Here is a 24,425-nt window from a genome sequence, read left to right as displayed (position 1 = left end):
CCCTGCTCTACACCCGGCTCTGACGGCGGCGCGGGAGAGCCCGAGAATAGCCCATCCGGCGCCCATAAAAAAAGGGCGCCCAACCGGGCACCCTTCTTTATCGCCGAACCCTGCAGGAGCTGCCGCAGGCTGCGATCTTTTGATCCTGCCTTCAAAGCAAAGTCAAAAGATCGCAGGCTTCGCCAGCTCCTACAGAAGCGGTTGAGCATTCCCACGCAATTGTGGGAACAATCAACCTTGATCACTTCTTGTCGCGGCGCTTCTTGCTGGCTTTCTTGTTGTGCGACATCAAGCGACGCTTCTTGTTGACCTGGCGGTCGGTCAGCGTGTTCTTGTTGCCTTCGTACGGGTTCTCGCCGCCCTTGAACTCGATGCGGATCGGCGTACCGACCAGTTTCAGCACACGGCGGTAAGTGTTCTCCAGATAGCGCACATACGACTTCGGCACTTTCTCGATCTGGTTACCGTGAATCACGATGATCGGCGGGTTCGCGCCACCCAGGTGAGCGTAACGCAGCTTGATCCGGCGGCTGTTGACCATCGGCGGCTGGTGCTCGCTGACCGCGTCTTCGAGAATCTGCGTCAGGCGGCTGGTCGGCCAGCGGGTCACCGCCGACTTGAACGAGTTCTGTACCGAGGCGTAGAGGTTGCCCACGCCCGTGCCGTGCAGCGCCGAGATGAAGTGAATATCGGCGAAGTCGACGAAGAACAGACGACGTTGCAGCTCGACCTTCACATAGTCGCGCTCGCTCGGGGTCATACCGTCCCATTTGTTGATCGCGATCACCAGCGCACGGCCGGCTTCGAGGGCAAAGCCCAGCAGGTTGAGGTCGTGATCGACCACACCTTCGCGGGCGTCCATCACGAAGATCACCACGTTGGCGTCTTTGATCGCCTGCAGGGTTTTGACCACGGAGAACTTTTCGACTTCTTCATGGATCTTGCCGCGCTTGCGCACACCGGCGGTGTCGATCAGCGTGTACTTCTCGTCGTTACGCTCGAACGGGATGTAGATACTGTCGCGGGTGGTGCCGGGCTGGTCGTAGACGATCACCCGGTCTTCACCGAGCATGCGGTTGACCAGAGTCGACTTGCCGACGTTCGGACGGCCGATGATGGCGATCTTGATCCCGTCTTTTTCGCTCGGGCCAGGAATGCGCTTGGCTTCCTCGCCTTCGGCGACGATCTCTTCCTCTTCGCCTTCCTGCGGCTCGTCTTCGTCACGCGGGAAATCGCTCAGTGCCGCTTCCAGCAGTTGAGTGATACCACGGCCGTGAGCACCGGCGATCGGGATCGCGTGGCCCATGCCCAACGGGGCGAATTCGGCGCGGGCCATTTCCGGGTCGATGTTGTCGACCTTGTTGGCGACCACGTGGGAACGCTTGTTACGCTTGCGCAAGTGTTCGGCGATCATCTGGTCGGCGGCGGTGAAACCGGCCTTGGCATCTACCAGGAACAGCACAACATCCGCTTCTTCAATGGCCAGCAGCGACTGCTCGGCCATTTTTTCGTCCATACCGTGTTCGTCACCGGAGATACCGCCGGTGTCAATCAGAATGTAGGAACGCCCTTGCCACTTGGCCTCACCGTACTGGCGATCACGGGTCAGACCGGACAAGTCGCCGACGATGGCGTCACGAGTCCTGGTCAGGCGGTTGAACAAGGTGGATTTGCCGACGTTCGGTCGGCCCACCAGGGCGATTACGGGAACCATGCGGCTCTCCACTTCGTTATTTCAGAAAATACAAAAGCCGCTGCGAGGCAGCGGCTGGTGCTCGGGGCAACACTGTGGGAGCGGGCTTGCTCGCGAAAGACCGTAGCAGCACCGCGTTTAATCAGGCTGTACGCGTCTTCGTTGACGCCCTTCGCGAGCAAACCCGCTCCCACAAGTGAAGCTGCCTGGGGCGTTAACCCCAAGCATAGTTGTTACTTGATGGTCAGGGCTTCCAGTTTGCCGCTGTTGCCATACACATAGATCGTGTTGCCCACCACCAGCGGACGGGCACGCAGGCCGTCACTGTCGATACGCTCACGACCCACAAAACGACCGTCCACCTGGCTCAACAGGTGCAGGTAACCTTCCAGGTCACCGACGGCTACGTAGCTGGAGAATACTTCCGGCGCCGACAACTGACGGCGAGCCAGCGAGTCGTTGCTCCACAGCGCAGTGGTCGAACGCTCGTCAACGCCTTCAACGGTGCCCGAAGACAGACTCACGTAGACGTTGCCGAAACCTTGAGCGACACCGGCATAGCTCGATGCATCGCGCTGCCAGAGTTGGCGACCGCTCTGCAGATCAAGTGCTGCCACGCGACCCTGGTAGCTGGCAACGTACAGCGTTTCGCCGGACAGCAGCAGGCCGCCGTCGATGTCGACCACGCGCTCCAGTTCCGAACGACCGGTTGGAATCGCGACCCGTTGTTCCCAGACCGGCACACCGTTGGAAATGTCCAGGGCGACCACTTTACCGGTCGACAGGCCAGCCACCGCGAGGCGGTTGGTCACGACCGGTGCGCTGGTGCCGCGCAGGGTCAGTACCGCTGGGGTGCTGTCGTAAATCCAGCGACGGTTGCCGGTGGCGGCATCCAGACCGATCAGACGATCGTCCTGAGTCTGTACCACCACGACGTCACCGTTGTTGGCCGGCGGCGCGAGGACTTCGCTGGAAACCCGGGCGCGCCACTTCTCTTCGCCATTGATGGCGTCGAGCGCAACGATTTCACCCTTGAGGGTACCGATCGTGACCAGACCGTAACCCACGCCAACGGCGCCGGAAACAGGCAGTTCAAGCTCTTTTTTCCACTTCACGTCGCCGTTGTTGCGATCCATGGCCATCACGATGCCGTTCACGTCGGCCGCGTAGATGGTGTCACCGTCGATCGCCGGTACCAACATGTTGTAGGTTTCGCCCTGACCGTCACCGATCGAACGACTCCACTGCTTCTGCAGAACGACTTCTTCTTTGAAGGAGGTCAGTTCGGCCGGTGGCAGTTCTTTTTTGCTGTTGCTGCTGCAACCCGCGGCCAAAATGGCCAGAGCCAGCAATGCTGCATGCTTCCAACGGATCACGTCACGCATCCCCTTTGGCCAGGTCGTCGAGCTTGATTTGAAGGCCACCGACTGCCGCTTCATCCGACAGTGCCGCCTTGGCTTTTTGATACGCGGTGTTCGCTTCGTCAGTACGCCCCAGCTGAACCAGCAAGTCGCCCTTGAGTTCTTCGCGAGTGGCCAGGAACGCCTTGTCAGCATCACCGTCGAGCAGCTTCAGGGCTTCATCGGCCTTGTTCTGCGCACCCAGCACCTGCGCCAGACGCTGACGGGCGATTTCGCCCAGCGCCGGGTTGGCCGGTTTGGCAACGATGGCTTTGAGTTCGGTCGCGGCGTCGTCGAGCTTGCCGCTGTCGACCGCTACTTTCGCCACGAACAGGCTGCCGTACTGCGCGTACGCGGTGCCGCCGAATTCGCTGTTGAGCTTGCCGGCCAGATCCGCAACGCGGGCAGCGTCAGGCTTGCCATCCGGGGTCAGCGTGGTTTCCAGCAATTGTTGATAGAGCACCGAGGCGCCTTGCGACTGGTTGCTCTGATACTTGTGATAAGCCTGCCAGCCGAACACGATGACCAGCGCCAACAGGCCACCGGTGACCAGAGGTTTGCCGTTGCGTGTCCACCAGTCCTTCAAATCCGCCAACTGTTCGTCTTCGGTACTCGACACCCCAATACTCCTTAATCGCTAAATCGGCTGTTTAGACAGCTTCAACCCTGCACGACGCAGGTGGCCAGGTGAGCGGCGAGCGCATCCCAGGCAATGCTTTGTTGTTCGCCCTGGCCACGCAGGGGTTTGAAACCTACCACTTGCTGGGCCATTTCGTCGTCACCGAGGATCAGTGCATACAGTGCACCGCTCTTGTCGGCTTTCTTGAACTGGCTTTTGAAGCTGCCGGCGCCGGCATTGACTTGCAGACGCAGGTTTGGAAGCTGGTCACGTACACGCTCGGCCAGGGCCAGACCGGCCAGTTCGGCCTGCTCACCAAAGGCGCAGAGGTAGACGTCGACCTGACGGGAGATTTCTTCCGGGATCTGCTCCAGGGTTTCGAGCATCAACACCAGACGCTCGATGCCCATGGCGAAACCGACGCCTGCGGTCGGCTTGCCGCCCATCTGCTCGACCAGACCGTCGTAACGACCGCCCGCGCAGACAGTGCCCTGGGCGCCGAGCTTGTCGGTGACCCATTCGAATACGGTTTTGCTGTAGTAATCGAGGCCGCGCACCAGTTTCGGGTTGAGCACGTACGGGATGCCAACCGCGTCCAGACGCGCCTTCAGACCTTCGAAGTGCGCACGGGATTCGTCGTCCAGGTAATCGGCCATCTTCGGCGCATCGACCAGTACGGCTTGAGTGTCGGCATTTTTGGTGTCGAGCACGCGCAGCGGGTTGGTTTTCAGGCGACGCTGGCTGTCTTCGTCGAGCTTGTCGTGGTGCGCCGAGAGGTACTCGACCAGCGCTTCACGATAGCGACCACGGGACTCGCTGGTGCCCAGGCTGTTGAGTTCGAGCTTGACCGCATCACGGATACCCAACTCGCCCCACAGGCGCCAGGTCATGATGATCAGTTCGGCATCGATGTCCGGACCGTCGAGGTTGAACACCTCCAGACCGATCTGGTGGAACTGGCGATAACGACCTTTCTGCGGACGCTCGTGGCGAAACATCGGGCCGATGTACCAGAGTTTCTGCACCTGGCCACCGCCAGTGATGCCGTGCTCGAGCACTGCACGCACGCACGCCGCGGTGCCTTCCGGACGCAGGGTCAGGGAGTCGCCGTTGCGGTCTTCGAAGGTGTACATCTCTTTTTCGACGATGTCGGTCACTTCACCGATCGAGCGCTTGAACAGCTCGGTGAACTCGACGATCGGCATGCGGATCTGCTTGTAACCGTAGTTATCCAGCAGACGCGCGACAGTGCCCTCGAAATAACGCCACAGCGGGGTCTGTTCGGGCAGGATGTCGTTCATGCCACGAATGGCTTGCAGAGACTTGCTCACTATAAATCCTTAAATTCGTTCGGCTTTCAGTCAGGCTCAGCCGCGCGCGATGACCGCTGCGTCAGCTTCGACCTTTTCGGCCGCTTTCTGGCGGATCAGCTTTTCCAGCTCGTCCACCAGATTGTCATTCGTCAGTTTCTGCGACGGCTTGCCGTCGATGTAAATCAGGTTTGGCGTGCCGCCGGTCAAGCCGATATGGGCTTCCTTGGCTTCGCCGGGGCCGTTGACCACGCAACCGATCACCGCGACATCCAGCGGCACCAGCAGGTCTTCAAGGCGCCCTTCCAGCTCGTTCATGGTCTTGACTACATCGAAGTTCTGCCGCGAGCAGCTCGGGCAGGCGATGAAGTTGATGCCACGGGAACGCAGATGCAAAGACTTGAGAATGTCGTACCCGACCTTCACTTCCTCGACCGGATCGGCCGCCAGCGAGATGCGGATAGTATCGCCAATCCCCTCGGCGAGCAGCATACCTAGGCCCACGGCGGATTTCACTGTGCCCGAACGCAAACCACCGGCTTCGGTGATGCCCAAGTGCAGCGGCTGGACGATTTCTTTCGCCAGCAGACGGTAGGCTTCAACGGCCATGAACACGTCGGAGGCTTTCACGCTGACCTTGAAGTCCTGGAAATTCAGGCGTTCGAGGTGCTCGACGTGCCGCAGCGCGGACTCGACCAGCGCAGCCGGGGTCGGCTCGCCGTATTTCTTCTGCAGGTCTTTTTCCAGGGAACCGGCGTTGACGCCGATGCGGATCGGAATCCCGCGGTCACGGGCGGCATCGACCACGGCACGCACACGGTCTTCACGACCGATGTTGCCCGGGTTGATGCGCAGGCAGTCCACACCCAGTTCGGCCACGCGCAAGGCGATCTTGTAGTCGAAGTGGATGTCGGCAACCAGCGGCACCTTGACCAGTTGTTTGATCTTGCCGAACGCCTCGGCGGCGTCCATGTCCGGTACCGAAACGCGGACGATGTCGACGCCGGCCGCTTCCAGACGATTGATCTGCGCGACGGTGGCAGCCACATCATTGGTGTCGCTGTTGGTCATGCTCTGCACAGCGATAGGCGCATCGCCGCCAACAGGCACGTTACCGACCCAGATCTTGCGCGAAACGCGACGTTTGATTGGAGATTCGCCGTGCATGACTTATTGACCCAACTTCAGGCGAGCAGTCTCGCCACTGGTGAACGGAGCGATATCGACCGGTTGGCCGTTGTAGCTGACCTGTGCGGCGCGAGCCACACCCAGACGCACCGCCAGTGGCGGCTTGCCGGAAACCGAAACGCTGTCGCCTTTATGTTTCAGACCGCTGAACAGCACTTTGCCGCGACCGTCGGTGACCTGTGCCCAGCAATCGGCGGTGAACTGCAGTTGCACCTGGCCGTCGCCGGCAGCTGGGGCAGCCGCTTCCACGGTTGGCGCAGCTGTGGCCGCGGTCACTGGAGCGGTGACGGTCGGCGCTGGTGTGGCCGGAACGTTAGGTGCTGGAGTCGCCGGGGTGGCCACCACCGGAGCCGGTGTATGAACCGGTGCGGCTGGCGTGGTCGCAGCCGGGGCGGCTGGAGCAGTTGCCGGAGCGGCAGGCTCGGCACCCGTCGCTTCAGCGGTGGTTTCCGATTGCGGCAGTGCGAGAGCGGTTGCGCCCTCGGCCTGACCTTCGGCAACGGCCTGGTCTTCCGGCTCATCGATCGGGTGAATCTGCGTGGTGCCGTCGGCGCCTTCGACTTCGACGTGCTCCGGAACCAGGCTGGTCAAGTCTTTGGTGCGCAGCGAGGTCTGATCCTGCCACCAGACGAAACCGCCGCCGATGACCGCGATCAGCAACAACAGGCTGACGATACGCAAAATGGTATGGGAAACCCGCACCGGCTCTTCGATACGCCCCAACGCATGCACATTGCTGCCTTGGGAGTCGGTACCGGTGGACTGGTCGAATTGCTGGACCAGAACGGTCTGATCCATGCCGAGCAACTTGGCGTAAGCGCGAATGTAACCGCGAGCGAAGGTATGCCCCGGCAGCTTGTCGAAAGCGCCAGCTTCAAGATTGCTCAGGGAAGTCACGGTGAGGTTGAGCTTGAGGGCCACTTCGGCCAGCGACCAGCCATTGCTTTCGCGGGCCTGGCGCAAAGTCTCACCGGGATTAACGCGAGTCGCTGCTACAACTTCGGGATGCGCCGCTTTCATCATTGCTCCGACAGGTATTGCTGATATTCCGGCGTACCGGGATAGAGTCGTTTTAATTGCAGGCCATAACTGGCGGCCTTGTCGCGATCTTCAAACACTTTTGCCAGCCGAACGCCGAGCAATAGACTACGTGCATTTTGCTCGGTTAGCAGGCTGAAACGGTCGTAATAGTCACGCGCGGGCACATAATGCCTGTCTTCGAAGGACAACTCAGCCATTTCCAGCAAAGCACGCGGTTGTTGACGGTTCAGCCGCAGGGCTTTTTCCAGTTGCTGCTGCGCCAGATCCCGCTGCCCGAGCTTCGAAGCGGTCATGCCGAGGTTCTCGAAGACCCGCGAACGCTCAGGATACAGGGTATCGGCGGCTGCCTGCTCAAAACGCTCGTAGGCTTCCTTGTAACGCTGTTCTTCGTAGAGAAAACTGCCGTAGTTATTGAGGATTCGTGCATCGGTGGGACGCGAGGACAGGGCTTTGCGGAAATGTTCGTCGGCCAGTTTCGGCTCCATTTCGGCCTGGAACACCAGCCCGAGGGCGGCGTTGGCATCGGGATCGGAATCGTCCAGCTCCAGCGCCTTCTTCAGCGGCACCTTGGCCCGTTCGGTCATCCCTTGCTGCAAGTATCCCAATCCCAGCTGCACGTAGGCAGCCCGCGCTTCGTCGCGGCCCTTGCTGGTCTTCATCGGGTTGTAGTCACCCGACAGGACACAACCAGCACACAGGCTGGCCATCAGCAACAGCAGCGCAAAGCGCAGGGACATAGAGATCCTCTCTTAGTTAGTGTTCGCGGCGTTCTGTGCCAGATCGCTGTCGGCGCTCAACTCGCGCACGGCGATGTAACGTTCGCTGCGACGGGTGCGATCCAGCACCTGCCCTACCAATTGACCACATGCGGCGTCGATGTCTTCACCACGGGTGGTGCGGACAGTGACGTTAAAGCCGGCCTGATGCAACTGATCCTGGAACCGACGAATGGCGTTGTTGCTCGGCCGCTCGTAACCGGAATGCGGGAACGGGTTGAACGGAATCAGGTTGATCTTGCACGGAATGTCTTTGAGCAGCTCGATCATTTCCACGGCGTGCTCAAGCTTGTCGTTGACGTCCTTGAGCAAGGTGTACTCGATGGTCAGCACACGCTTCTCGCCAAGGGCGGACATGTAGCGCTGGCACGACTCGAGCAGCATCTTAAGCGGATATTTCTTGTTGATCGGCACCAATTGGTTACGCAATGCGTCATTCGGTGCGTGCAGGGACAACGCCAGTGAGACGTCGATGTGCTTGGCCAGCTCATCGATCATCGGCACCACGCCCGAAGTGGACAGGGTCACGCGGCGCTTGGAGATCCCGTAGCCCAGGTCATCCATCATCAGATGCATGGCGGCCACGACGTTGTCGAAGTTCAGCAGCGGTTCGCCCATGCCCATCATCACCACGTTGGTGATGGCGCGGTCGATGGTGGCGGGAACACTGCCGAAGGATTTGTTGGCAATCCACACCTGACCGATGACTTCGGCGGCGGTGAGGTTGCTGTTGAAGCCTTGCTTGCCGGTGGAGCAGAAACTGCAGTCCAGGGCACAGCCTGCCTGGGACGAAACGCACAGAGTGCCGCGTTTGCCCTGGGGAATGTAGACGGTCTCGACACAGCTGCCGGACGCCACGCGCACCACCCACTTACGGGTGCCGTCGCTGGAAATGTCCTCGCTGACCACTTCTGGACCACGGACTTCAGCAATAGCCTTGAGCTTGTCGCGCAAGGCCTTGCTGACGTTCGTCATGGCGTCGAAATCATCGACGCCAAAGTGGTGAATCCATTTCATTACCTGACCGGCACGGAAACGCTTCTCCCCGATTGAGTCGAAGAATTTTTCCATTTCCGGCTGGGTCAGACCCAGCAGGTTTGTTTTAACAGTCGATGTAGTCATGGATTCACCTTCACTCTTTAAGCAATGCTTAGCGAGTGGTTACTTCAGTAGCTGCGAAGAAGTACGAGATTTCACGAGCAGCAGCGGCTTCGGAGTCCGAACCGTGAACGGCGTTGGCGTCGATCGACTCAGCGAAGTCAGCACGGATGGTGCCAGCAGCAGCTTCTTTAGGGTTGGTAGCGCCCATCAGCTCACGGTTGCGAGCGATAGCGTTTTCGCCTTCCAGAACCTGAACAACCACTGGACCGGAGATCATGAAAGCAACCAGGTCACCGAAGAAACCGCGCTCTTTGTGCTCAGCGTAGAAGCCTTCAGCTTCGGCTTTGGACAGCTGCTTCATTTTCGAAGCAACAACTTTCAGACCAGCCTTTTCGAAACGGGTAACGATTTCGCCGGCAGCGCCTTTTGCAACAGCGTCAGGCTTGATGATGGAGAAAGTACGTTGAACAGCCATGGTGTAACTCCAGAAACAGTAATTTGCGAAAAATTAAACCCGCGAATTATACGCGGGTTCTTGGGTATTGCCTAACCTGCGAGACGATCAGTCGACTTCTTCGATCCAGAGTGCCTGAACCGCTTCCAACACCTTCTCGCCGACACGGCCAGAGGTGTTGTCGAAGTCAGGCAATTCCATGATCCATCGCTGCAGGTCGACGAAATTGACAGAAAGCGGATCTACATCCGGCTTGGCTTCGGCCAATTCTTCTGCAATGCGTTGAACATCATTCCAACCGTAGCTCATGACAGTCTTACCAGTCAGTGCGGCGCTTCGGCCGCATGGTTAAGCGAATATTTCGGAATCTCGACGGTGATGTCTTCTTCGCCGACGATAGCCTGACAGGCCAGGCGCGATTGCGCTTCCAGGCCCCAGGCGCGATCGAGGAAGTCTTCTTCCAGCTCGTCCGCCTCTTCCAGCGAGTCGAAACCCTCGCGGATGATGCAATGGCAAGTGGTGCAGGCGCAGACACCGCCGCAGGCACTTTCCATCTCGATATGGTGTTCGTGAGCCAGATCGAGAATCGAAGTGCCGGGTTCGGCCTCGACCACCATGCCTTCAGGGCAGAACTTCTCGTGGGGCAGAAAAATGACCTGCGGCATCAGATATCCTCGATTTCATTCAGATTGCGCCCCGACAGAGCGGCTTTAACTGTCAGATCCATGCGGCGGGCAGCAAAAGCATCGGTCACTTGCGACAGACGCTTGGTCTGCTGCTCGATGGCGTAACCATCGGTGCCTTTCATCAGTTCGGCCAGTTCCTGCATCTGCAGCTCGATGACCATGCGCTCTTCGGCGTCGAGCAAACGCTCGCCATCGGCATCCAGAGCACCCTGTACCGCTTCGATCAGGCGCTGGGCATCGACTTGCTGCTCGCGCAGGACGCGGGCGACCTTGTCGTCATTGGCGTGCTGGAACGAATCCTTGAGCATCTTGGCGATTTCGCCGTCGGTCAGGCCGTAGGACGGCTTGACCTGAATGCTCGCTTCAACGCCTGAACCCAGTTCGCGGGCCGAAACGCTGAGCAGACCGTCGGCATCGACCTGGAAGGTCACACGAATCTTCGCCGCACCGGCCACCATCGCCGGAATGCCGCGCAGTTCGAAGCGCGCCAGGGAGCGGCAGTCGCTGATCAGCTCGCGCTCCCCTTGGAGCACATGGATCGCCATGGCCGACTGGCCGTCTTTATAAGTGGTGAAGTCTTGAGCACGAGCGACCGGAATGGTGGTGTTGCGCGGAATCACCTTCTCCATCAGCCCGCCCATGGTTTCCAGCCCCAGGGACAGCGGAATCACGTCGAGCAGCAGCAGTTCGCCGCCATCGCGCTTGTTGCCAGCCAGCGTATCCGCCTGGATCGCGGCCCCGATGGCCACCACTTGATCCGGGTCGATTTCCGTCAATGGCTGACGACCGAAGGCTTCGGCAACGGCCTCGCGTACACGTGGAACGCGGGTCGAACCACCGACCATGACCACGGCATGCACGTCTTCCAGTTCGATACCGGAATCACGCACGGCGCGGCGGCAGGCTTTCAGGCTGCGCGCAACCATCGGCTCGATCAGCGCATCGAAGGCTTCGCGGGTCAGCTGCGCCTTCCAGTCACCGTAGGCGACTTCAACGCTGGCCGCATGGGTCAGGGCTTCTTTCGCCGCGCAGGCAGTTTGCAGCAGATTGCGTTGCGCACCCGGATCGAGATCGGCGGACAGACCGGCGCTCTCGATGATCCAGCCGGCAATCGCGTGATCGAAGTCATCGCCGCCCAGGGCGCTGTCGCCGCCGGTGGCCAGCACTTCGAAAACACCGCCAGTCAGACGCAGAATCGAAATATCGAACGTACCGCCGCCCAGGTCATAAATCGCCACCAGGCCTTCGGCATGCTGATCCAGACCATAAGCCACGGCAGCCGCCGTCGGCTCATTGAGCAGGCGCAGCACGTTCAGACCGGCGAGTTTCGCCGCATCTTTGGTGGCCTGACGCTGAGCATCGTCGAAATACGCCGGAACGGTGATCACCGCACCGACCAGCTCGCCACCCAGGGTCGCTTCAGCACGCTGACGCAGCACCTTGAGGATATCAGCGGAGACTTCGACCGGGCTTTTCGGGCCTTGCACGGTGTCGATGAACGGCATGTGCGATTCGCCACCGACGAAGCGGTATGGCAGTTGCTCGCCCAATTGCTTGACGTCGGACAGGCCACGACCCATCAGGCGCTTGACCGACAGCACAGTGTTCAAGGGATCGGAAGACGCGGCCAGCTTGGCCGACTCGCCAACCTCGACGCGGTCGGCGTGATAACGCACGGCGGACGGCAGGATGACCTGCCCGTCAGCGTCGGCCAGTGGTTCGGAAAGACCACTGCGCAACGCAGCGACCAGCGAATTGGTAGTGCCCAAGTCAATCCCCACAGCCAGACGACGCTGGTGCGGTTGAGGACTTTGGCCGGGTTCGGCGATCTGCAGTAGGGCCATCGTGATCAGGACTTATCTGTATATCAGGCGTGCGACCGGAGCGGCACTGGGTTAATCGTCGAGGCGCTCTTCTAACTGGCGCACTTCGTAGGTGAGCTTGTCGAGGAACTGCATGCGCCGCATCAGGCGTTCGGCCTGTTCGCGTTGCGCTGCATCATCCCAACAGGCTGCGAAGCTTTCGTTCAACTGTTCCTGAGCCACTTTCAGGCGACGCTTGAATACCGCGACACCGTCGAGGTCGGCGCTGTCCTGGAGGTCTTCGAGCTCTTCGCGCCACTGCATCTGCTGCAAAAGAAACTCGGGGTCATGGACCGTGACTTCCATCGGCACTTCATGCCCGCTGATGGTCAGCAGGTAGCGTGCACGCTGGGCAGGACTCTTGAGCGTCTGGTACGCGTCGTTGAGCCGCGCAGACTGCTCAAGCGCCGACCGCTGTTCGCGCTCGGAGGCGTCGGCAAAGCGGTCAGGATGAACACCGCGCGCCAACTCACGGTAGCGCGTGGCCAACTGCTCGAGATCCAGGCGAAAGCTCGGTTGCAGCTCGAATAAAGCGAAATGACAAGGAATACCCACGACAAGCCTCAGATGTTGAAGCTTTCGCCGCAGCCACATTCACCGCGAACGTTGGGATTGTTGAACTTGAAGCCTTCGTTCAACCCTTCCTTGACGAAATCGAGCTCGGTGCCGTCCAGGTAAGCCAGGCTTTTCGGGTCGATGATCACTTTCTCGCCGTGACTTTCGAACACCTGATCCTCGGCAACCACCTCGTCGACAAACTCCAGCACGTAGGCAAGGCCGGAACAGCCTGTGGTGCGAACACCCAGACGAATCCCTTCACCTTTGCCGCGCCCGTCGAGGGAGCGTCGCACGTGTCGAGCAGCCGCTTCTGTCATGCTGATAGCCATCGTTGACTCCTTACTCGTCGCGCAATGCTTAGATCAAGCCTTTCTTCTGCTTGTAGTCGCGAACAGCCGCTTTGATAGCGTCTTCAGCGAGTACCGAGCAGTGGATTTTCACTGGCGGCAGGGCCAGTTCTTCGGCCAGCTGAGTGTTCTTGATGGTCTCGGCCTCGTCCAGCGTCTTGCCCTTCATCCACTCGGTGGCCAGGGAGCTGGAAGCGATTGCCGAACCGCAGCCGTAAGTCTTGAACTTGGCGTCTTCGATAACGCCCTGATCGTTGACCTTGATCTGCAGACGCATCACGTCGCCGCACGCCGGAGCGCCGACCATGCCGGTGCCGACATCCGGGTCTTCCGCGTTCATCTTGCCGACGTTGCGCGGGTTTTCGTAGTGGTCGATGACCTTTTCGCTGTAAGCCATGATGCTTAATCCTCACTCATCAGAGAGTCGCTCTTTAAGCCCCGCAACCTTGGGTCGCAGGGCCGGTTCGCGGCGACTTGAAATCAGTGTGCCGCCCACTCGATTTTCGAAATGTCGACACCGTCTTTGTACATGTCCCACAGCGGCGACAGAGCGCGCAGCTTGGTAACGGCCTCGCAGACTTTCTGCGCGGCGTAGTCGATTTCTTCTTCGGTGGTGAAACGGCCGAAGGTGAAACGGATCGAGCTGTGTGCCAGTTCGTCGTTGCGGCCCAGGGCGCGCAGTACGTACGAAGGCTCCAGGGACGCCGAAGTGCAGGCCGAACCGGACGATACCGCCAGATCCTTGAGCGCCATGATCAGCGACTCGCCTTCAACGTAGTTGAAGCTCAGGTTCAGGTTGTGCGGAACGCGGGCGGTCAGGCTGCCGTTGACGTACAGCTCTTCCAGGTGCTCGACCTGTTTGAAGAAACGATCGCTCAGGGCCTTGATGCGTACGTTTTCGGCAGCCATGTCTTCCTTGGCTACGCGGAAGGCTTCGCCCATGCCGACGATCTGGTGGGTCGCCAGAGTGCCGGAACGCATGCCACGTTCGTGACCGCCGCCGTGCATGGTCGCTTCGATGCGCACACGCGGCTTGCGGCTGACGTACAGTGCGCCGATGCCTTTAGGGCCGTAGGTTTTGTGGGCGGAGAACGACATCATGTCGACTTTCAGCTTCTGCAGATCGATCTCGACCTTGCCGGTGGACTGAGCCGCGTCAACATGCAGCAGAACGCCCTTGGAGCGGGTCAGTTCGCCGATGGCAGCGATGTCGTTGATGGTGCCGATTTCGTTGTTCACGTGCATCACCGACACCAGAATGGTGTCTTCGCGCAGTGCCGCTTCGATCATCGCCGGGGTGATCAGACCGTCTTCGGTCGGCTCGAGGTAGGTCACTTCGAAACCTTCACGCTCCAGTTGGCGCATGGTGTCGAGAACAGCCTTGTGTTCGATCTTGCTGGTGATCAGGTGTTTGCCTTTGGAGCCATAGAAATGCGCCGCACCCTTGATTGCCAGGTTGTCGGATTCGGTGGCGCCGGACGTCCAGACGATTTCGCGCGGGTCGGCGTTGACCAGATCGGCCACCTGACGACGGGCATTTTCGACGGACTCTTCAGCTTTCCAGCCGAACACGTGGGAACGGGACGCCGGGTTACCGAAGTTTCCGTCGACCAGCAGGCATTCACTCATCTTTTGCGCAACGCGCGGATCGACCGGGGTGGTCGCAGAGTAATCAAGGTAAATCGGCAATTTCATGGACTATCTCCTAAATCAGGGCTGGCGTTCCGCTAGCTCTTCGGCTGTCATTCGACGGCGGACGCTTCAATCTTGTCCAGGCGTGGCGCCTTGCTGTTGCAACGACGCTGGTCCTGACGCTGGGCTACTTCTTGCACCTCACGGCGAGTCACAAGATCAGCCAAGCTGATACCACTTAGAAATTCGTGAATCTGCAGGCTCAGATCGCACCACAGGTGATGAGTCAGGCAGGTGTCGCCGGAATGGCAATCGCCCTGGCCCTGGCACTTTGTAGCGTCGACCGATTCGTTGACCGCATCGATCACCTGAGCCACCTGGATGCCCTGCATGTCGCGCGACAACTGATAACCACCGCCTGGGCCGCGAACACTGGAAACCAGGTTACTGCGACGCAGCTTGGCGAAAAGCTGTTCGAGATAGGACAGGGAGATGCCTTGGCGCTCGGAGATATCGGCCAGGGACACCGGCCCGTGCTGCGCGTGCAACGCCAGGTCAAGCATGGCGGTCACGGCGTATCGGCCTTTTGTAGTCAGTCGCATGGACAATTACCACGGAGTTCGGAATGGGCGGGAGTATGCAATTCCCGAGCATTTAAGTCAACTATAAGACCTAGTGCTTTAGTCGGGTTTACCCGCAAAAGAGCGCGCGCATCATAGCAAAGGCTGGCGGCGTACAGCCAGCGGTACCGCGTTATCGTTCTTCGCGAGCAAGCCCGCTCCCACACTGGAAAGCATTCATCTGTGGGAGCGAGCCTGCTCGCGAAAAGCAGCGCTGCGGTTCAGCCGGCTTTGGATTCGTCTTTGCCCTTCACACAGGCAAAGTCTTCTTCGCGCAGTTCAGGCAGATCTTTCGCACAGTAATTACTGCCCAGATCCTTCAGCGCGCCGCACATCCCTTCCAGCCGCCCATCCACCGCTTGCAGGTGATCGAGCAACTGACCGATGGCACGGGCTACCGGATCGGGCATGTCTTCGCTGACACCATAAGCATCGAAGCCAATCTTCTCAGCCATCGCCTTGCGCTTGGCATCCTGCTCTTCATCGGTTTTGACGATGATCCGCCCCGGAATCCCCACCACTGTAGCGCCCGGCGGCACTTCCTTGGTGACCACTGCGTTGGAGCCGACTTTGGCGCCAGCCCCTACCGTGAACGGCCCGAGCACTTTGGCGCCAGCACCCACCACCACGCCATCACCCAGCGTCGGGTGGCGCTTGCCTTTGTTCCAGCTGGTACCACCGAGGGTTACGCCCTGATAGATGGTCACGTCATCGCCAATTTCGGCAGTTTCACCAATAACGATGCCCATGCCGTGATCGATAAAGAAACGCCGACCGACCTTGGCCCCCGGATGAATCTCGATCCCGGTCAGCCAGCGACCGAAGTTCGACACCAGTCGCGCCAGCCATTTCAGCTCGTTGCGCCACAGCATGCCGGCCAACCGGTGAATCCAGATCGCATGCATGCCGGGGTAGCAGGTCAGGACTTCAAAAGCGTTACGCGCCGCCGGGTCTCGATGGAATACGCTCTGGATATCTTCACGCAAACGCTCAAACATCATTCAGTCCTTCCGCTTAAGAAGCTCACCACGGGCCGCTTTTTGGGTTTCCGTGAGGATGCCACGCAAAATATTCATTTCCGCCCGGCTGACCGAGCTGCGTCCGTACAACCGGCGCAGGCGCGCCATCAAGTGCCGTGGTTTTTCCGGATCGAGAAATTCGATGGCGACCAGCGTCTGCTCCAGATGCTCATAAAAGCGCTCCAGCTCATCCATGGTCGCGAGCTCGGCACTTTTTACCGAGGCCACTTCTTCTTTCTCGATCTTGGTCGGCTGGCCTTGAGCAGCCAGCCAGGCCATGCGCACTTCATAGCTCAACACCTGCACCGCCGCCCCGAGGTTCAGCGAGCTGAACCCAGGATCGGAGGGGATGTGCACATGAAAGTGACATCGCTGCAGCTCCTCGTTGGTCAGGCCGGAGTCTTCACGACCGAATACCAACGCGATTTCCGCGCCCTGCCCCGCCTCTTCGACCACTTTGCTCCCGCATTCGCGCGGATCGAGCAACGGCCAGGGAATGCGCCGGTCACGGGCGCTGGTGCCGAGCACCAGATTGCAGCCGACCAGGGCGTCTTCCAGGGTGGCGACGACTTGAGCATTTTCAAGGATATCCCCGGCACCCGAAGCTCGAGCATCGGCTTCGTGGTGCGGAAACAACCGCGGTTCGACCAGCACCAGCCGCGACAGACCCATGTTTTTCATGGCGCGCGCGGCCCCGCCGATATTGCCGGGGTGGCTGGTATTGACCAGGACGACACGAATGTTCTGCAGCAAGGGAGGCGCTCTCGGACACAGGAAAGGGGTGCAAATCTTACAGAACAGCCTACCGTTAAGCTATGAAAGCGAACAGCGACCTTCACCTGAAGAAAAGTTCTGATAGAATGCGCGGCTTTCTTTAACAACCTTAGGTGACACATCCATGCAGCCCATGCTGAATATCGCGCTGCGCGCCGCCCGCAGCGCCAGTGAACTGATCTTCCGCTCCATCGAGCGCCTGGATACCATCAAGGTCGACGAAAAAGACGCCAAGGATTATGTATCCGAGGTCGATCGCGCCGCCGAACAGAAAATCATCGATGCTCTGCGCAAGGCTTACCCGAATCACTCGATCCAGGGTGAAGAGACCGGCATGCACGTCGGTAACGGCATCGAAGGCGAAGAGTACCTGTGGATCATCGATCCGCTGGATGGCACCACCAACTTCCTGCGTGGCATTCCTCACTTCGCTGTCAGCATTGCCTGCAAATACCGTGGTCGCCTGGAGCACGCAGTGGTTCTGGACCCGGTTCGCCAGGAAGAGTTCACCGCCAGCCGTGGTCGCGGCGCTCAACTGAACGGTCGTCGTCTGCGCGTCAGCGGTCGCACCAGCCTCGACGGCGCTCTGCTGGGCACTGGCTTCCCGTTCCGTGACGACCAGATGGACAACCTCGACAACTACCTGGGCATGTTCCGCGCCCTGGTTGGCCAGACTGCCGGCATCCGCCGCGCCGGCTCCGCCAGCCTGGACCTGGCCTACGTGGCTGCCGGTCGTTTCGACGCGTTCTGGGAGTCGGGCCTGTCCGAGTGGGACATGGCTGCAGGCGCCCTGCTGATTCAAGAAGCTGGCGGCCTGGTGAGCGACTTCACCGGCGGTCACGATTTCCTTGAGAAAGGCCACATCGTTGCCGGCAACACCAAATGCTTCAAGGCAGTCCTGACGGCGATCCAGCCGCACCTGCCGGCTTCGCTGAAGCGCTAAGCTTCCGGCGAAACGCAAAAAGCACCCTTCGGGGTGCTTTTTTTATGCCTGGAGAAATACCACCGGTCCAGTGTAGGAGTGAGCCTGCTCGCGATGGCAGTGTATCAGCCGGCATTAATGTTGACTGATGCACCGCCATCGCGAGCAGGCTCACTCCTACAGGGAATTTGTGGTGGGGCTTGAATCGCGCGCACAAAAAAGCACCCCGAAGGGTGCTTCTTTTCAAAACCATCAGACCGTTATTGACCTGGCTGATTCTGCGACAGAATCAGCTTGCCTTCCTTGTCGACCGGAATCTGGTTGCCCGGATCGCGATCCATCCGCACTTTGCCTTCCTTGCCATCCAGCGAATAACGCACGTCGTAACCGACAACCTTGTCACTGATGTCATTCACTGTGTTACAGCGAGTCTGGGTGGTCGTGTAGGTGTCGCGGTTCTGCATGCCTTCCTGCACCTTGTTACCGGCATAACCGCCACCGACCGCACCAGCAACGGTGGCAAGCTTCTTACCGTTACCGCCGCCGACCATGTTACCCAGCAGGCCACCACCGACCGCACCGAGCACCGTACCCACGATCTGGTGCTGATCCTGAACCGGTTTCTGCCGGGTTACTGCCACATCCTTGCACACTTCACGTGGAGTCTTGATCTGTGTCTTGACCGGTTCTACGGCCAGCACTTGCGCATACTCAGGGCCGCTTTTAACCAGGCTGTAGGTGGCAACAGCACCCCCGGCAGTCACACCGACAGCACCCAATACCGCACCAACCAGCAACGACTTGTTCACATGAACCTCCTGACCATCACATACGGGACGCGTCCCGCGCTTCTCCCAGCCTTGGAGCATAAAAAAAGGCGCGAGTTCAACTCGCGCCTTTTCTGGGCTGACAGCCGGAGAAGCGATGGCCGTTATGGACGGTCGTCGACTTCTTTCTCGGTGTTGGCCGGAGGAATCAGATCCTCGGTGCTCAGGTTCAGCCAGATCAGTACCACGTTCGCGATGTAGATCGACGAGTAGGTACCCGCCAGAACACCGATGAACAGGGCAATGGAGAAGCCGAACAGGTTGTCGCCACCGAAGAACAGCAGCGCAGCGATCGCCAGCAAGGTGGAGATCGACGTTGCCATGGTCCGCAGCAGGGTCTGAGTGGTCGAGATGTTGATGTTCTCGATCAGCGAAGCCTTGCGCAGCACACGGAAGTTCTCACGAACCCGGTCGAACACGACGATGGTGTCGTTCAGCGAGTAACCGATGATCGCCAGTACCGCTGCCAGCACCGTCAGGTCGAAGGTGATCTGGAAGAACGACAGGATACCGACAGTCACGATCACGTCGTGAATCAGCGAAACGATCGCGCCGACCGCGAATTTCCACTGAAAGCGGAAAGCCAGGTAGATCAGGATGCCGCCGAGCGCCAGCAGCATGCCGAGGCCGCCCTGGTCGCGCAGTTCTTCACCGACCTGCGGGCCGACGAACTCGACACGCTTGACCGTCGCCGGGTTGTCGCCGCCGACTTTCTGCAAGGCCTCGGCGACCTGATGACCCAACTGCGGGTCTTCGCCTGGCATACGTACGAGCAAGTCGGTGGTTGCACCAAAGCTCTGCACGATGGCTTCGTGATAACCGGAAGTCACCAGCTCTTCACGCACCTTGGTGACATCGGCCGGACGCTCGTAGGTCAGCTCGATGAGCGTACCGCCGGTGAAGTCCAGGCCCCAGTTCATGCCCTTGTGGACGACGCTGAAAATAGCCAGCAACGTGAGAAACACTGTGACGCCGAACGCGAAGTTGCGAACGCCCATGAAGTTGATTGTACGTAACATGGCAGCCCCTTAAATCCACAACTTCTTGAAGTCACGTCCGCCGAAGATCAGGTTGACCATTGCGCGGGTCACCATGATGGCCGTGAACATCGAGGTAAAGATCCCGAGGGACATGGTCACTGCGAAGCCCTTCACCGGGCCGGTGCCCATGGCAAAGAGGATGCCGCCGACCAGCAGAGTGGTCAGGTTGGCGTCGAGAATCGCGGTGAATGCCCGGCCGAAGCCTTCGTTGATTGCACGCTGCACGGTCATGCCGGCGGCGATCTCTTCACGGATCCGCGAGAAGATCAGCACGTTGGCGTCGACCGCCATACCCATGGTCAAGACGATACCGGCGATACCCGGCAGGGTCAGCGTTGCACCCAGCAGCGACATCAGCGCCAGCAGCAGCACCATGTTCACCGCCAGCGCGACCGTGGCGATCAAACCGAAGAAGCGGTAGATGGCGATGATGAACAGCGAGACGAACAGCATGCCCCACAGCGATGCATCGATACCTTTGGTGATGTTGTCAGCACCCAGGCTCGGACCGATTGTGCGCTCTTCCGCGAAGTACATCGGTGCGGCCAGACCACCGGCACGCAGCAGCAGCGCCAGCTCGGACGATTCGCCCTGGCCGTTCAGGCCGGTGATACGGAACTGCGCGCCCAGCGGCGACTGAATGGTCGCCAGGCTGATGATCTTCTTCTCTTCCTTGAAGGTCTGAACCGGCACGTCTTTCTCGACGCCGTCGACAACCTGCTTGACGTAGGTGGTTACCGGACGCTGCTCGATGAAGATCACCGCCATGCTGCGACCCACGTTCGAACGGGTCGCGCGGCTCATCAGCTCGCCACCGTGGCCATCCAGACGGATGTTCACTTCAGGTGTGCCGTGCTCGCCGAAACCGGCCTTGGCGTCGGTCACCTGGTCACCGGTGATGATCAGGCCACGCTCGATCTGCGCAGGAGGACGCTTGCCTTCACGGAACTCGAAAGTTTCGGAAGTGGCTTTCGAAGCACCCGGCTCTGCAGCCAGACGGAACTCAAGGTTGGCCGTCTTGCCGAGAATACGTTTGGCTTCGGCAGTGTCCTGCACGCCCGGCAGCTCAACCACGATGCGGTTGGCGCCCTGACGCTGAACGATCGGTTCGGCAACACCCAGCTCGTTGACGCGGTTACGTACCGTGGTCAAGTTCTGCTTGATGGAGTATTCACGGATTTCCGCCAGCTTGGCCGGGGTCATCGCCAGACGCAGCACCGGTTGACCGTTGAGGTCGGCCGGAACAATGTCGAAATCGTTGAAGTTCTTGCGGATCAGCGCACGGGCCTGTTCGCGGGAGTCAGCATCGCTGAAGCCCAACTGAATGGCGCCGCCCAGTTGTGGCAGGCTGCGATAGCGCAGCTTCTCTTTGCGCAGCAGGCTCTTGACGTCGCCTTCGTAGACTTTCAGGCGGGCGTCGAGGGCTTTGTCCATGTCCACTTCCAGCAGGAAGTGCACACCACCGGACAAGTCCAGACCCAGCTTCATCGGGTGCGCGCCGAGGTTGCGCAGCCATTGCGGGGTGGTCTGTGCCAGGTTCAGTGCGACGACGTAGTCATCACCCAATGCCTTGCGCACAACGTCCTTGGCCGGCAACTGGTCTTCAGCCTTGGTCAGACGGATCAGACCGCCCTTGCCGTTGGCGGCCAGCGAAGCTGCCTTGACGTTGATCCCGGACTCACGCAGCGCAGTGCTGACGCGATCCAGATCGGCCTGATTGACCTGCAGGGCCGTGCTGGCGCCGCTGATCTGAATGGCCGGGTCATCAGGGTATAGATTGGGAGCGGAATAAATCAGACCGACCGCCAGCACCGCCAGGATCAGAATGTATTTCCACAGAGGATATTTGTTCAGCATCACGCCGCCCGTTATGAACGCGGGGCGCCTTGCGCGCCCCGTCGATTGAGTAGAAGTTGGAACCTTAGATCGCTTTCAGCGTGCCTTTTGGCAGCGTGGCGGCGATGGCGCCCTTCTGGAACTTCATTTCCACGGTGTCGGAAACTTCCAGAACCACGAAGTCGTCGGCCACTTTGGTGATCTTGCCGGCGATGCCGCCGGTGGTAACCACTTCGTCACCCTTCGCAAGGCTGCTCAGCAGGTTCTTCTGCTCTTTGGCGCGCTTGGCCTGTGGACGCCAGATCATCAGGTAGAAGATGACCAGGAAGCCGACCAGGAAAATCCACTCGAAGCCGCCGCCCATTGGGCCTGCAGCAGCCGGTGCAGCTGCGTCAGCCATGGCGTTAGAGATAAAAAAGCTCATTTAGCACTCCAGTTGCAAATGTTGAATCTTGGGGTCAGAAAACTCAGTCCAAAGGCGGAACGGGGAGCCCGCGTTTGGCGTAGAAGGCATCGACAAAGGCGGCCAATGTACCCTGTTGAATAGCCTCGCGCAAACCAGCCATCAGCACCTGATAATGGCGCAAGTTATGGATGGTATTGAGCATGCTGCCGAGCATTTCGCCGCACTTGTCCAGGTGATGCAGATAAGCGCGGGAGAAGTTCTGGCAGGTATAGCAATCGCAGGTCGGATCCAGCGGCGAATCATCATGGCGATGGAACGCGTTACGGATCTTCAGCACGCCTGTATCAATGAACAGATGCCCATTGCGGGCATTACGGGTTGGCATCACGCAATCGAACATGTCCACACCGCGGCGCACACCCTCAACCAGATCTTCCGGTTTGCCAACGCCCATAAGGTAACGAGGTTTGTCAGCCGGCATCATGCCCGGCAGATAATCCAGCACCTTGATCATCTCGTGCTTGGGCTCGCCCACCGACAGACCGCCAATGGCCAGGCCATCGAAGCCGATCTTGTCCAGGCCTTCCAGCGAGCGCATGCGCAGATCCTGGTGCATGCCGCCCTGAACGATGCCGAACAGCGCTGCGGTGTTGTCGCCATGCGCGTTTTTCGAGCGCTGGGCCCAACGCAGCGACAGCTCCATCGAAACGCGAGCGACATCTTCGTCAGCCGGGTACGGCGTGCATTCGTCGAAGATCATCACGATGTCGGAACCGAGATCGCGCTGCACCTGCATCGATTCTTCCGGGCCCATGAATACTTTCGAGCCATCGACCGGAGAAGCGAAGGTCACGCCTTCCTCCTTGATCTTGCGCATCGCGCCCAGGCTGAATACCTGGAAACCACCGGAGTCGGTGAGGATCGGGCCTTTCCATTGCATGAAATCGTGCAGGTCGCCGTGTTCCTTGATCACCTCCGTGCCCGGGCGCAGCCACAGGTGAAAGGTGTTACCCAGAATGATTTCCGCGCCAGTGGCGACGATGTCACGCGGCAACATGCCCTTGACCGTGCCATAGGTGCCCACCGGCATGAAGGCCGGGGTCTCGACGGTGCCACGCGGGAAGGTCAGACGACCACGACGAGCCTTGCCATCGGTGGCAAGCAGTTCAAAGGACATGCGACATTCGCGACTCATTCTGTTTCCTCTGGGCCTGTTTGTTCAGGGGCAGTCGGGGCGGGATTACGGGTGATGAACATCGCATCACCGTAGCTGAAAAAGCGGTAGCCGTTGTCGACGGCGGCTTTATAGGCGGCCATGGTTTCGGGATAACCGGCGAACGCCGAAACCAGCATCAACAGCGTGGATTCGGGCAAATGGAAGTTGGTGACCAGGGCGTCGACCACATGGAACGGCCGGCCCGGGTAGATAAAGATGTCGGTGTCGCCACTGAACGGCTTGAGCACGCCATCGCGCGCGGCACTTTCCAGCGAACGCACACTGGTGGTGCCCACGGCAATCACCCGTCCACCACGCGCGCGGCACGCGGCAACGGCGTCGACCACGTCCTGGCCGACTTCCAGCCACTCGCTGTGCATGTGGTGATCTTCGATCTTGTCGACGCGCACCGGCTGGAACGTCCCCGCACCGACGTGCAGCGTGACGAACGCAGTCTCGACGCCCTTCGCGGCAATCGCCTCCATCAGCGGCTGATCGAAATGCAGCCCCGCCGTCGGCGCTGCCACCGCACCGAGGCGCTGGGCGTACACGGTCTGATAGCGCTCGCGATCCGAGCCTTCATCCGGGCGGTCTATATAAGGAGGCAACGGCATGTGCCCGACGCGATCGAGCAGCGGCAACACTTCTTCAGCAAAGCCCAGCTCGAACAGCGCATCGTGGCGCGCGAGCATCGTGGCTTCGCCACCGCCGTCGATAAGAATCTTCGAACCCGGCTTCGGCGACTTGCTGGAACGCACATGGGCCAGCACGCGGTGCGTATCGAGCACGCGTTCGATGAGGATTTCCAGCTTGCCGCCCGAGGCTTTCTGCCCGAACAGCCGCGCCGGAATCACCCGGGTATTGTTGAATACCATCAAATCGCCCGGGCGCAAATGCTCAAGCAAATCAGTGAATTGACGGTGTGCAAGGGCGCCGCTCGGCCCATCAAGGGTCAGCAGGCGACTACCGCGACGCTCGGCCAAAGGGTGGCGGGCGATCAGCGAATCAGGAAGCTCGAAGGTAAAGTCAGCAACGCGCATGATGGGGTTCGTCTAGCAGGGCCGGAAAGTCTAGCGGAATTATCAAAAATTGACCATG

Annotated in this window: 26 protein-coding genes; 1 reads left to right on the top strand and 25 read right to left on the bottom strand. The window is 59.7% G+C overall.

Annotated elements, in window-relative coordinates; all coding sequences use genetic code 11:
• Positions 1–241 precede the first annotated feature (241 nt).
• The 19 genes from der to trmJ form a co-directional block, all read right to left on the bottom strand.
• On the bottom strand, positions 242–1,714 hold the full coding sequence (gene der, locus LCH64_RS21735) for a ribosome biogenesis GTPase Der (RefSeq protein ID WP_003227884.1): 1,473 nt from the start codon (positions 1,712–1,714) through the stop codon (positions 242–244).
• 212 nt (positions 1,715–1,926) lie between these two features.
• Positions 1,927–3,078: an outer membrane protein assembly factor BamB gene (gene bamB, locus LCH64_RS21730; RefSeq protein WP_045122617.1), complete on the bottom strand. Its 1,152-nt coding sequence runs from the start codon at positions 3,076–3,078 to the stop codon at positions 1,927–1,929.
• Complete coding sequence (locus LCH64_RS21725) at positions 3,071–3,712, bottom strand: tetratricopeptide repeat protein (RefSeq protein WP_003227886.1); 642 nt, start codon at positions 3,710–3,712, stop codon at positions 3,071–3,073. Before LCH64_RS21725 ends, bamB begins: the two co-directional genes overlap by 8 nt.
• Positions 3,713–3,753: 41 nt before the next feature.
• Positions 3,754–5,043 (bottom strand): histidine--tRNA ligase, encoded by a 1,290-nt coding sequence (gene hisS, locus LCH64_RS21720; RefSeq protein WP_003227887.1) that lies wholly within the window; start codon positions 5,041–5,043, stop codon positions 3,754–3,756.
• A 36-nt stretch (positions 5,044–5,079) separates the two neighbouring features.
• Complete coding sequence (gene ispG / locus LCH64_RS21715; protein WP_003227888.1) at positions 5,080–6,189, bottom strand: flavodoxin-dependent (E)-4-hydroxy-3-methylbut-2-enyl-diphosphate synthase; 1,110 nt, start codon at positions 6,187–6,189, stop codon at positions 5,080–5,082.
• Positions 6,190–6,192: 3 nt separating this feature from the next.
• Positions 6,193–7,230, bottom strand: a complete 1,038-nt coding sequence (locus LCH64_RS21710) for a RodZ family helix-turn-helix domain-containing protein (protein WP_003227890.1) — start codon at positions 7,228–7,230, stop codon at positions 6,193–6,195.
• Positions 7,230–7,988 carry a type IV pilus biogenesis/stability protein PilW gene (gene pilW, locus LCH64_RS21705; protein ID WP_003227892.1) on the bottom strand — a complete coding sequence of 253 codons (759 nt, stop codon included), beginning with the start codon at positions 7,986–7,988 and terminating at the stop codon, positions 7,230–7,232. The genes LCH64_RS21710 and pilW overlap by 1 nt, the downstream gene beginning before the upstream one ends.
• Positions 7,989–8,000: 12 nt before the next feature.
• A complete protein-coding gene (gene rlmN / locus LCH64_RS21700; protein WP_003227893.1) occupies positions 8,001–9,149 on the bottom strand; it encodes a 23S rRNA (adenine(2503)-C(2))-methyltransferase RlmN in 1,149 nt (382 codons plus the stop codon).
• A gap of 28 nt (positions 9,150–9,177) precedes the next feature.
• Complete coding sequence (ndk, locus tag LCH64_RS21695; protein ID WP_003227894.1) at positions 9,178–9,603, bottom strand: nucleoside-diphosphate kinase; 426 nt, start codon at positions 9,601–9,603, stop codon at positions 9,178–9,180.
• 87 nt (positions 9,604–9,690) lie between these two features.
• A complete protein-coding gene (gene iscX, locus LCH64_RS21690; RefSeq protein WP_027619659.1) occupies positions 9,691–9,891 on the bottom strand; it encodes a Fe-S cluster assembly protein IscX in 201 nt (66 codons plus the stop codon).
• Between the two features lie 14 nt (positions 9,892–9,905).
• Positions 9,906–10,247, bottom strand: a complete 342-nt coding sequence (fdx, locus tag LCH64_RS21685; protein ID WP_003227897.1) for an ISC system 2Fe-2S type ferredoxin — start codon at positions 10,245–10,247, stop codon at positions 9,906–9,908.
• On the bottom strand, positions 10,247–12,112 hold the full coding sequence (hscA, locus tag LCH64_RS21680) for a Fe-S protein assembly chaperone HscA (protein ID WP_226501204.1): 1,866 nt from the start codon (positions 12,110–12,112) through the stop codon (positions 10,247–10,249). The genes fdx and hscA overlap by 1 nt, the downstream gene beginning before the upstream one ends.
• Before the next feature lie 51 nt (positions 12,113–12,163).
• Complete coding sequence (hscB, locus tag LCH64_RS21675) at positions 12,164–12,685, bottom strand: co-chaperone HscB (protein ID WP_003227901.1); 522 nt, start codon at positions 12,683–12,685, stop codon at positions 12,164–12,166.
• Positions 12,686–12,693: 8 nt separating this feature from the next.
• Positions 12,694–13,017, bottom strand: a complete 324-nt coding sequence (gene iscA, locus LCH64_RS21670) for an iron-sulfur cluster assembly protein IscA (RefSeq protein ID WP_003227904.1) — start codon at positions 13,015–13,017, stop codon at positions 12,694–12,696.
• A 28-nt stretch (positions 13,018–13,045) separates the two neighbouring features.
• Complete coding sequence (gene iscU / locus LCH64_RS21665) at positions 13,046–13,432, bottom strand: Fe-S cluster assembly scaffold IscU (protein WP_003227907.1); 387 nt, start codon at positions 13,430–13,432, stop codon at positions 13,046–13,048.
• A gap of 83 nt (positions 13,433–13,515) precedes the next feature.
• A complete protein-coding gene (locus LCH64_RS21660) occupies positions 13,516–14,730 on the bottom strand; it encodes an IscS subfamily cysteine desulfurase (RefSeq protein ID WP_003227909.1) in 1,215 nt (404 codons plus the stop codon).
• 47 nt (positions 14,731–14,777) lie between these two features.
• On the bottom strand, positions 14,778–15,269 hold the full coding sequence (iscR, locus tag LCH64_RS21655) for a Fe-S cluster assembly transcriptional regulator IscR (protein ID WP_003227911.1): 492 nt from the start codon (positions 15,267–15,269) through the stop codon (positions 14,778–14,780).
• Positions 15,270–15,508: 239 nt separating this feature from the next.
• On the bottom strand, positions 15,509–16,285 hold the full coding sequence (gene cysE, locus LCH64_RS21650; RefSeq protein WP_024014221.1) for a serine O-acetyltransferase: 777 nt from the start codon (positions 16,283–16,285) through the stop codon (positions 15,509–15,511).
• 3 nt (positions 16,286–16,288) lie between these two features.
• The gene (gene trmJ, locus LCH64_RS21645; protein WP_003227915.1) at positions 16,289–17,059 is read right to left on the bottom strand and encodes a tRNA (cytosine(32)/uridine(32)-2'-O)-methyltransferase TrmJ; all 771 of its coding nucleotides are present in this window, start codon (positions 17,057–17,059) and stop codon (positions 16,289–16,291) included.
• 145 nt (positions 17,060–17,204) lie between these two features.
• Between trmJ and suhB the strand changes: the two genes are divergently transcribed.
• A complete protein-coding gene (gene suhB, locus LCH64_RS21640) occupies positions 17,205–18,023 on the top strand; it encodes an inositol-phosphate phosphatase (RefSeq protein ID WP_003227916.1) in 819 nt (272 codons plus the stop codon).
• 239 nt (positions 18,024–18,262) lie between these two features.
• Here the strand turns inward: suhB and LCH64_RS21635 are convergent, their stop codons facing one another.
• From LCH64_RS21635 to queA, 6 genes are all read right to left on the bottom strand, one after another.
• Positions 18,263–18,811 carry a glycine zipper 2TM domain-containing protein gene (locus LCH64_RS21635; RefSeq protein WP_003227918.1) on the bottom strand — a complete coding sequence of 183 codons (549 nt, stop codon included), beginning with the start codon at positions 18,809–18,811 and terminating at the stop codon, positions 18,263–18,265.
• Between the two features lie 122 nt (positions 18,812–18,933).
• Positions 18,934–19,848 carry a protein translocase subunit SecF gene (gene secF / locus LCH64_RS21630; RefSeq protein ID WP_003227920.1) on the bottom strand — a complete coding sequence of 305 codons (915 nt, stop codon included), beginning with the start codon at positions 19,846–19,848 and terminating at the stop codon, positions 18,934–18,936.
• Between the two features lie 9 nt (positions 19,849–19,857).
• Complete coding sequence (gene secD / locus LCH64_RS21625; RefSeq protein WP_003227922.1) at positions 19,858–21,726, bottom strand: protein translocase subunit SecD; 1,869 nt, start codon at positions 21,724–21,726, stop codon at positions 19,858–19,860.
• Positions 21,727–21,790: 64 nt separating this feature from the next.
• Positions 21,791–22,129, bottom strand: coding sequence for a preprotein translocase subunit YajC (gene yajC / locus LCH64_RS21620; RefSeq protein WP_003227923.1), 339 nt, complete (start codon positions 22,127–22,129; stop codon positions 21,791–21,793).
• A gap of 43 nt (positions 22,130–22,172) precedes the next feature.
• The gene (tgt, locus tag LCH64_RS21615; protein ID WP_161794909.1) at positions 22,173–23,288 is read right to left on the bottom strand and encodes a tRNA guanosine(34) transglycosylase Tgt; all 1,116 of its coding nucleotides are present in this window, start codon (positions 23,286–23,288) and stop codon (positions 22,173–22,175) included.
• A 14-nt stretch (positions 23,289–23,302) separates the two neighbouring features.
• Positions 23,303–24,367 (bottom strand): tRNA preQ1(34) S-adenosylmethionine ribosyltransferase-isomerase QueA, encoded by a 1,065-nt coding sequence (queA, locus tag LCH64_RS21610; protein ID WP_003227927.1) that lies wholly within the window; start codon positions 24,365–24,367, stop codon positions 23,303–23,305.
• Positions 24,368–24,425: the final 58 nt, after the last annotated feature.

Source organism: Pseudomonas sp. MWU16-30322 (assembly GCF_020515535.1).
GTDB lineage: Bacteria > Pseudomonadota > Gammaproteobacteria > Pseudomonadales > Pseudomonadaceae > Aquipseudomonas > Aquipseudomonas fluorescens_H.
This window is presented reverse-complemented; position numbering and strand designations above follow the sequence as displayed.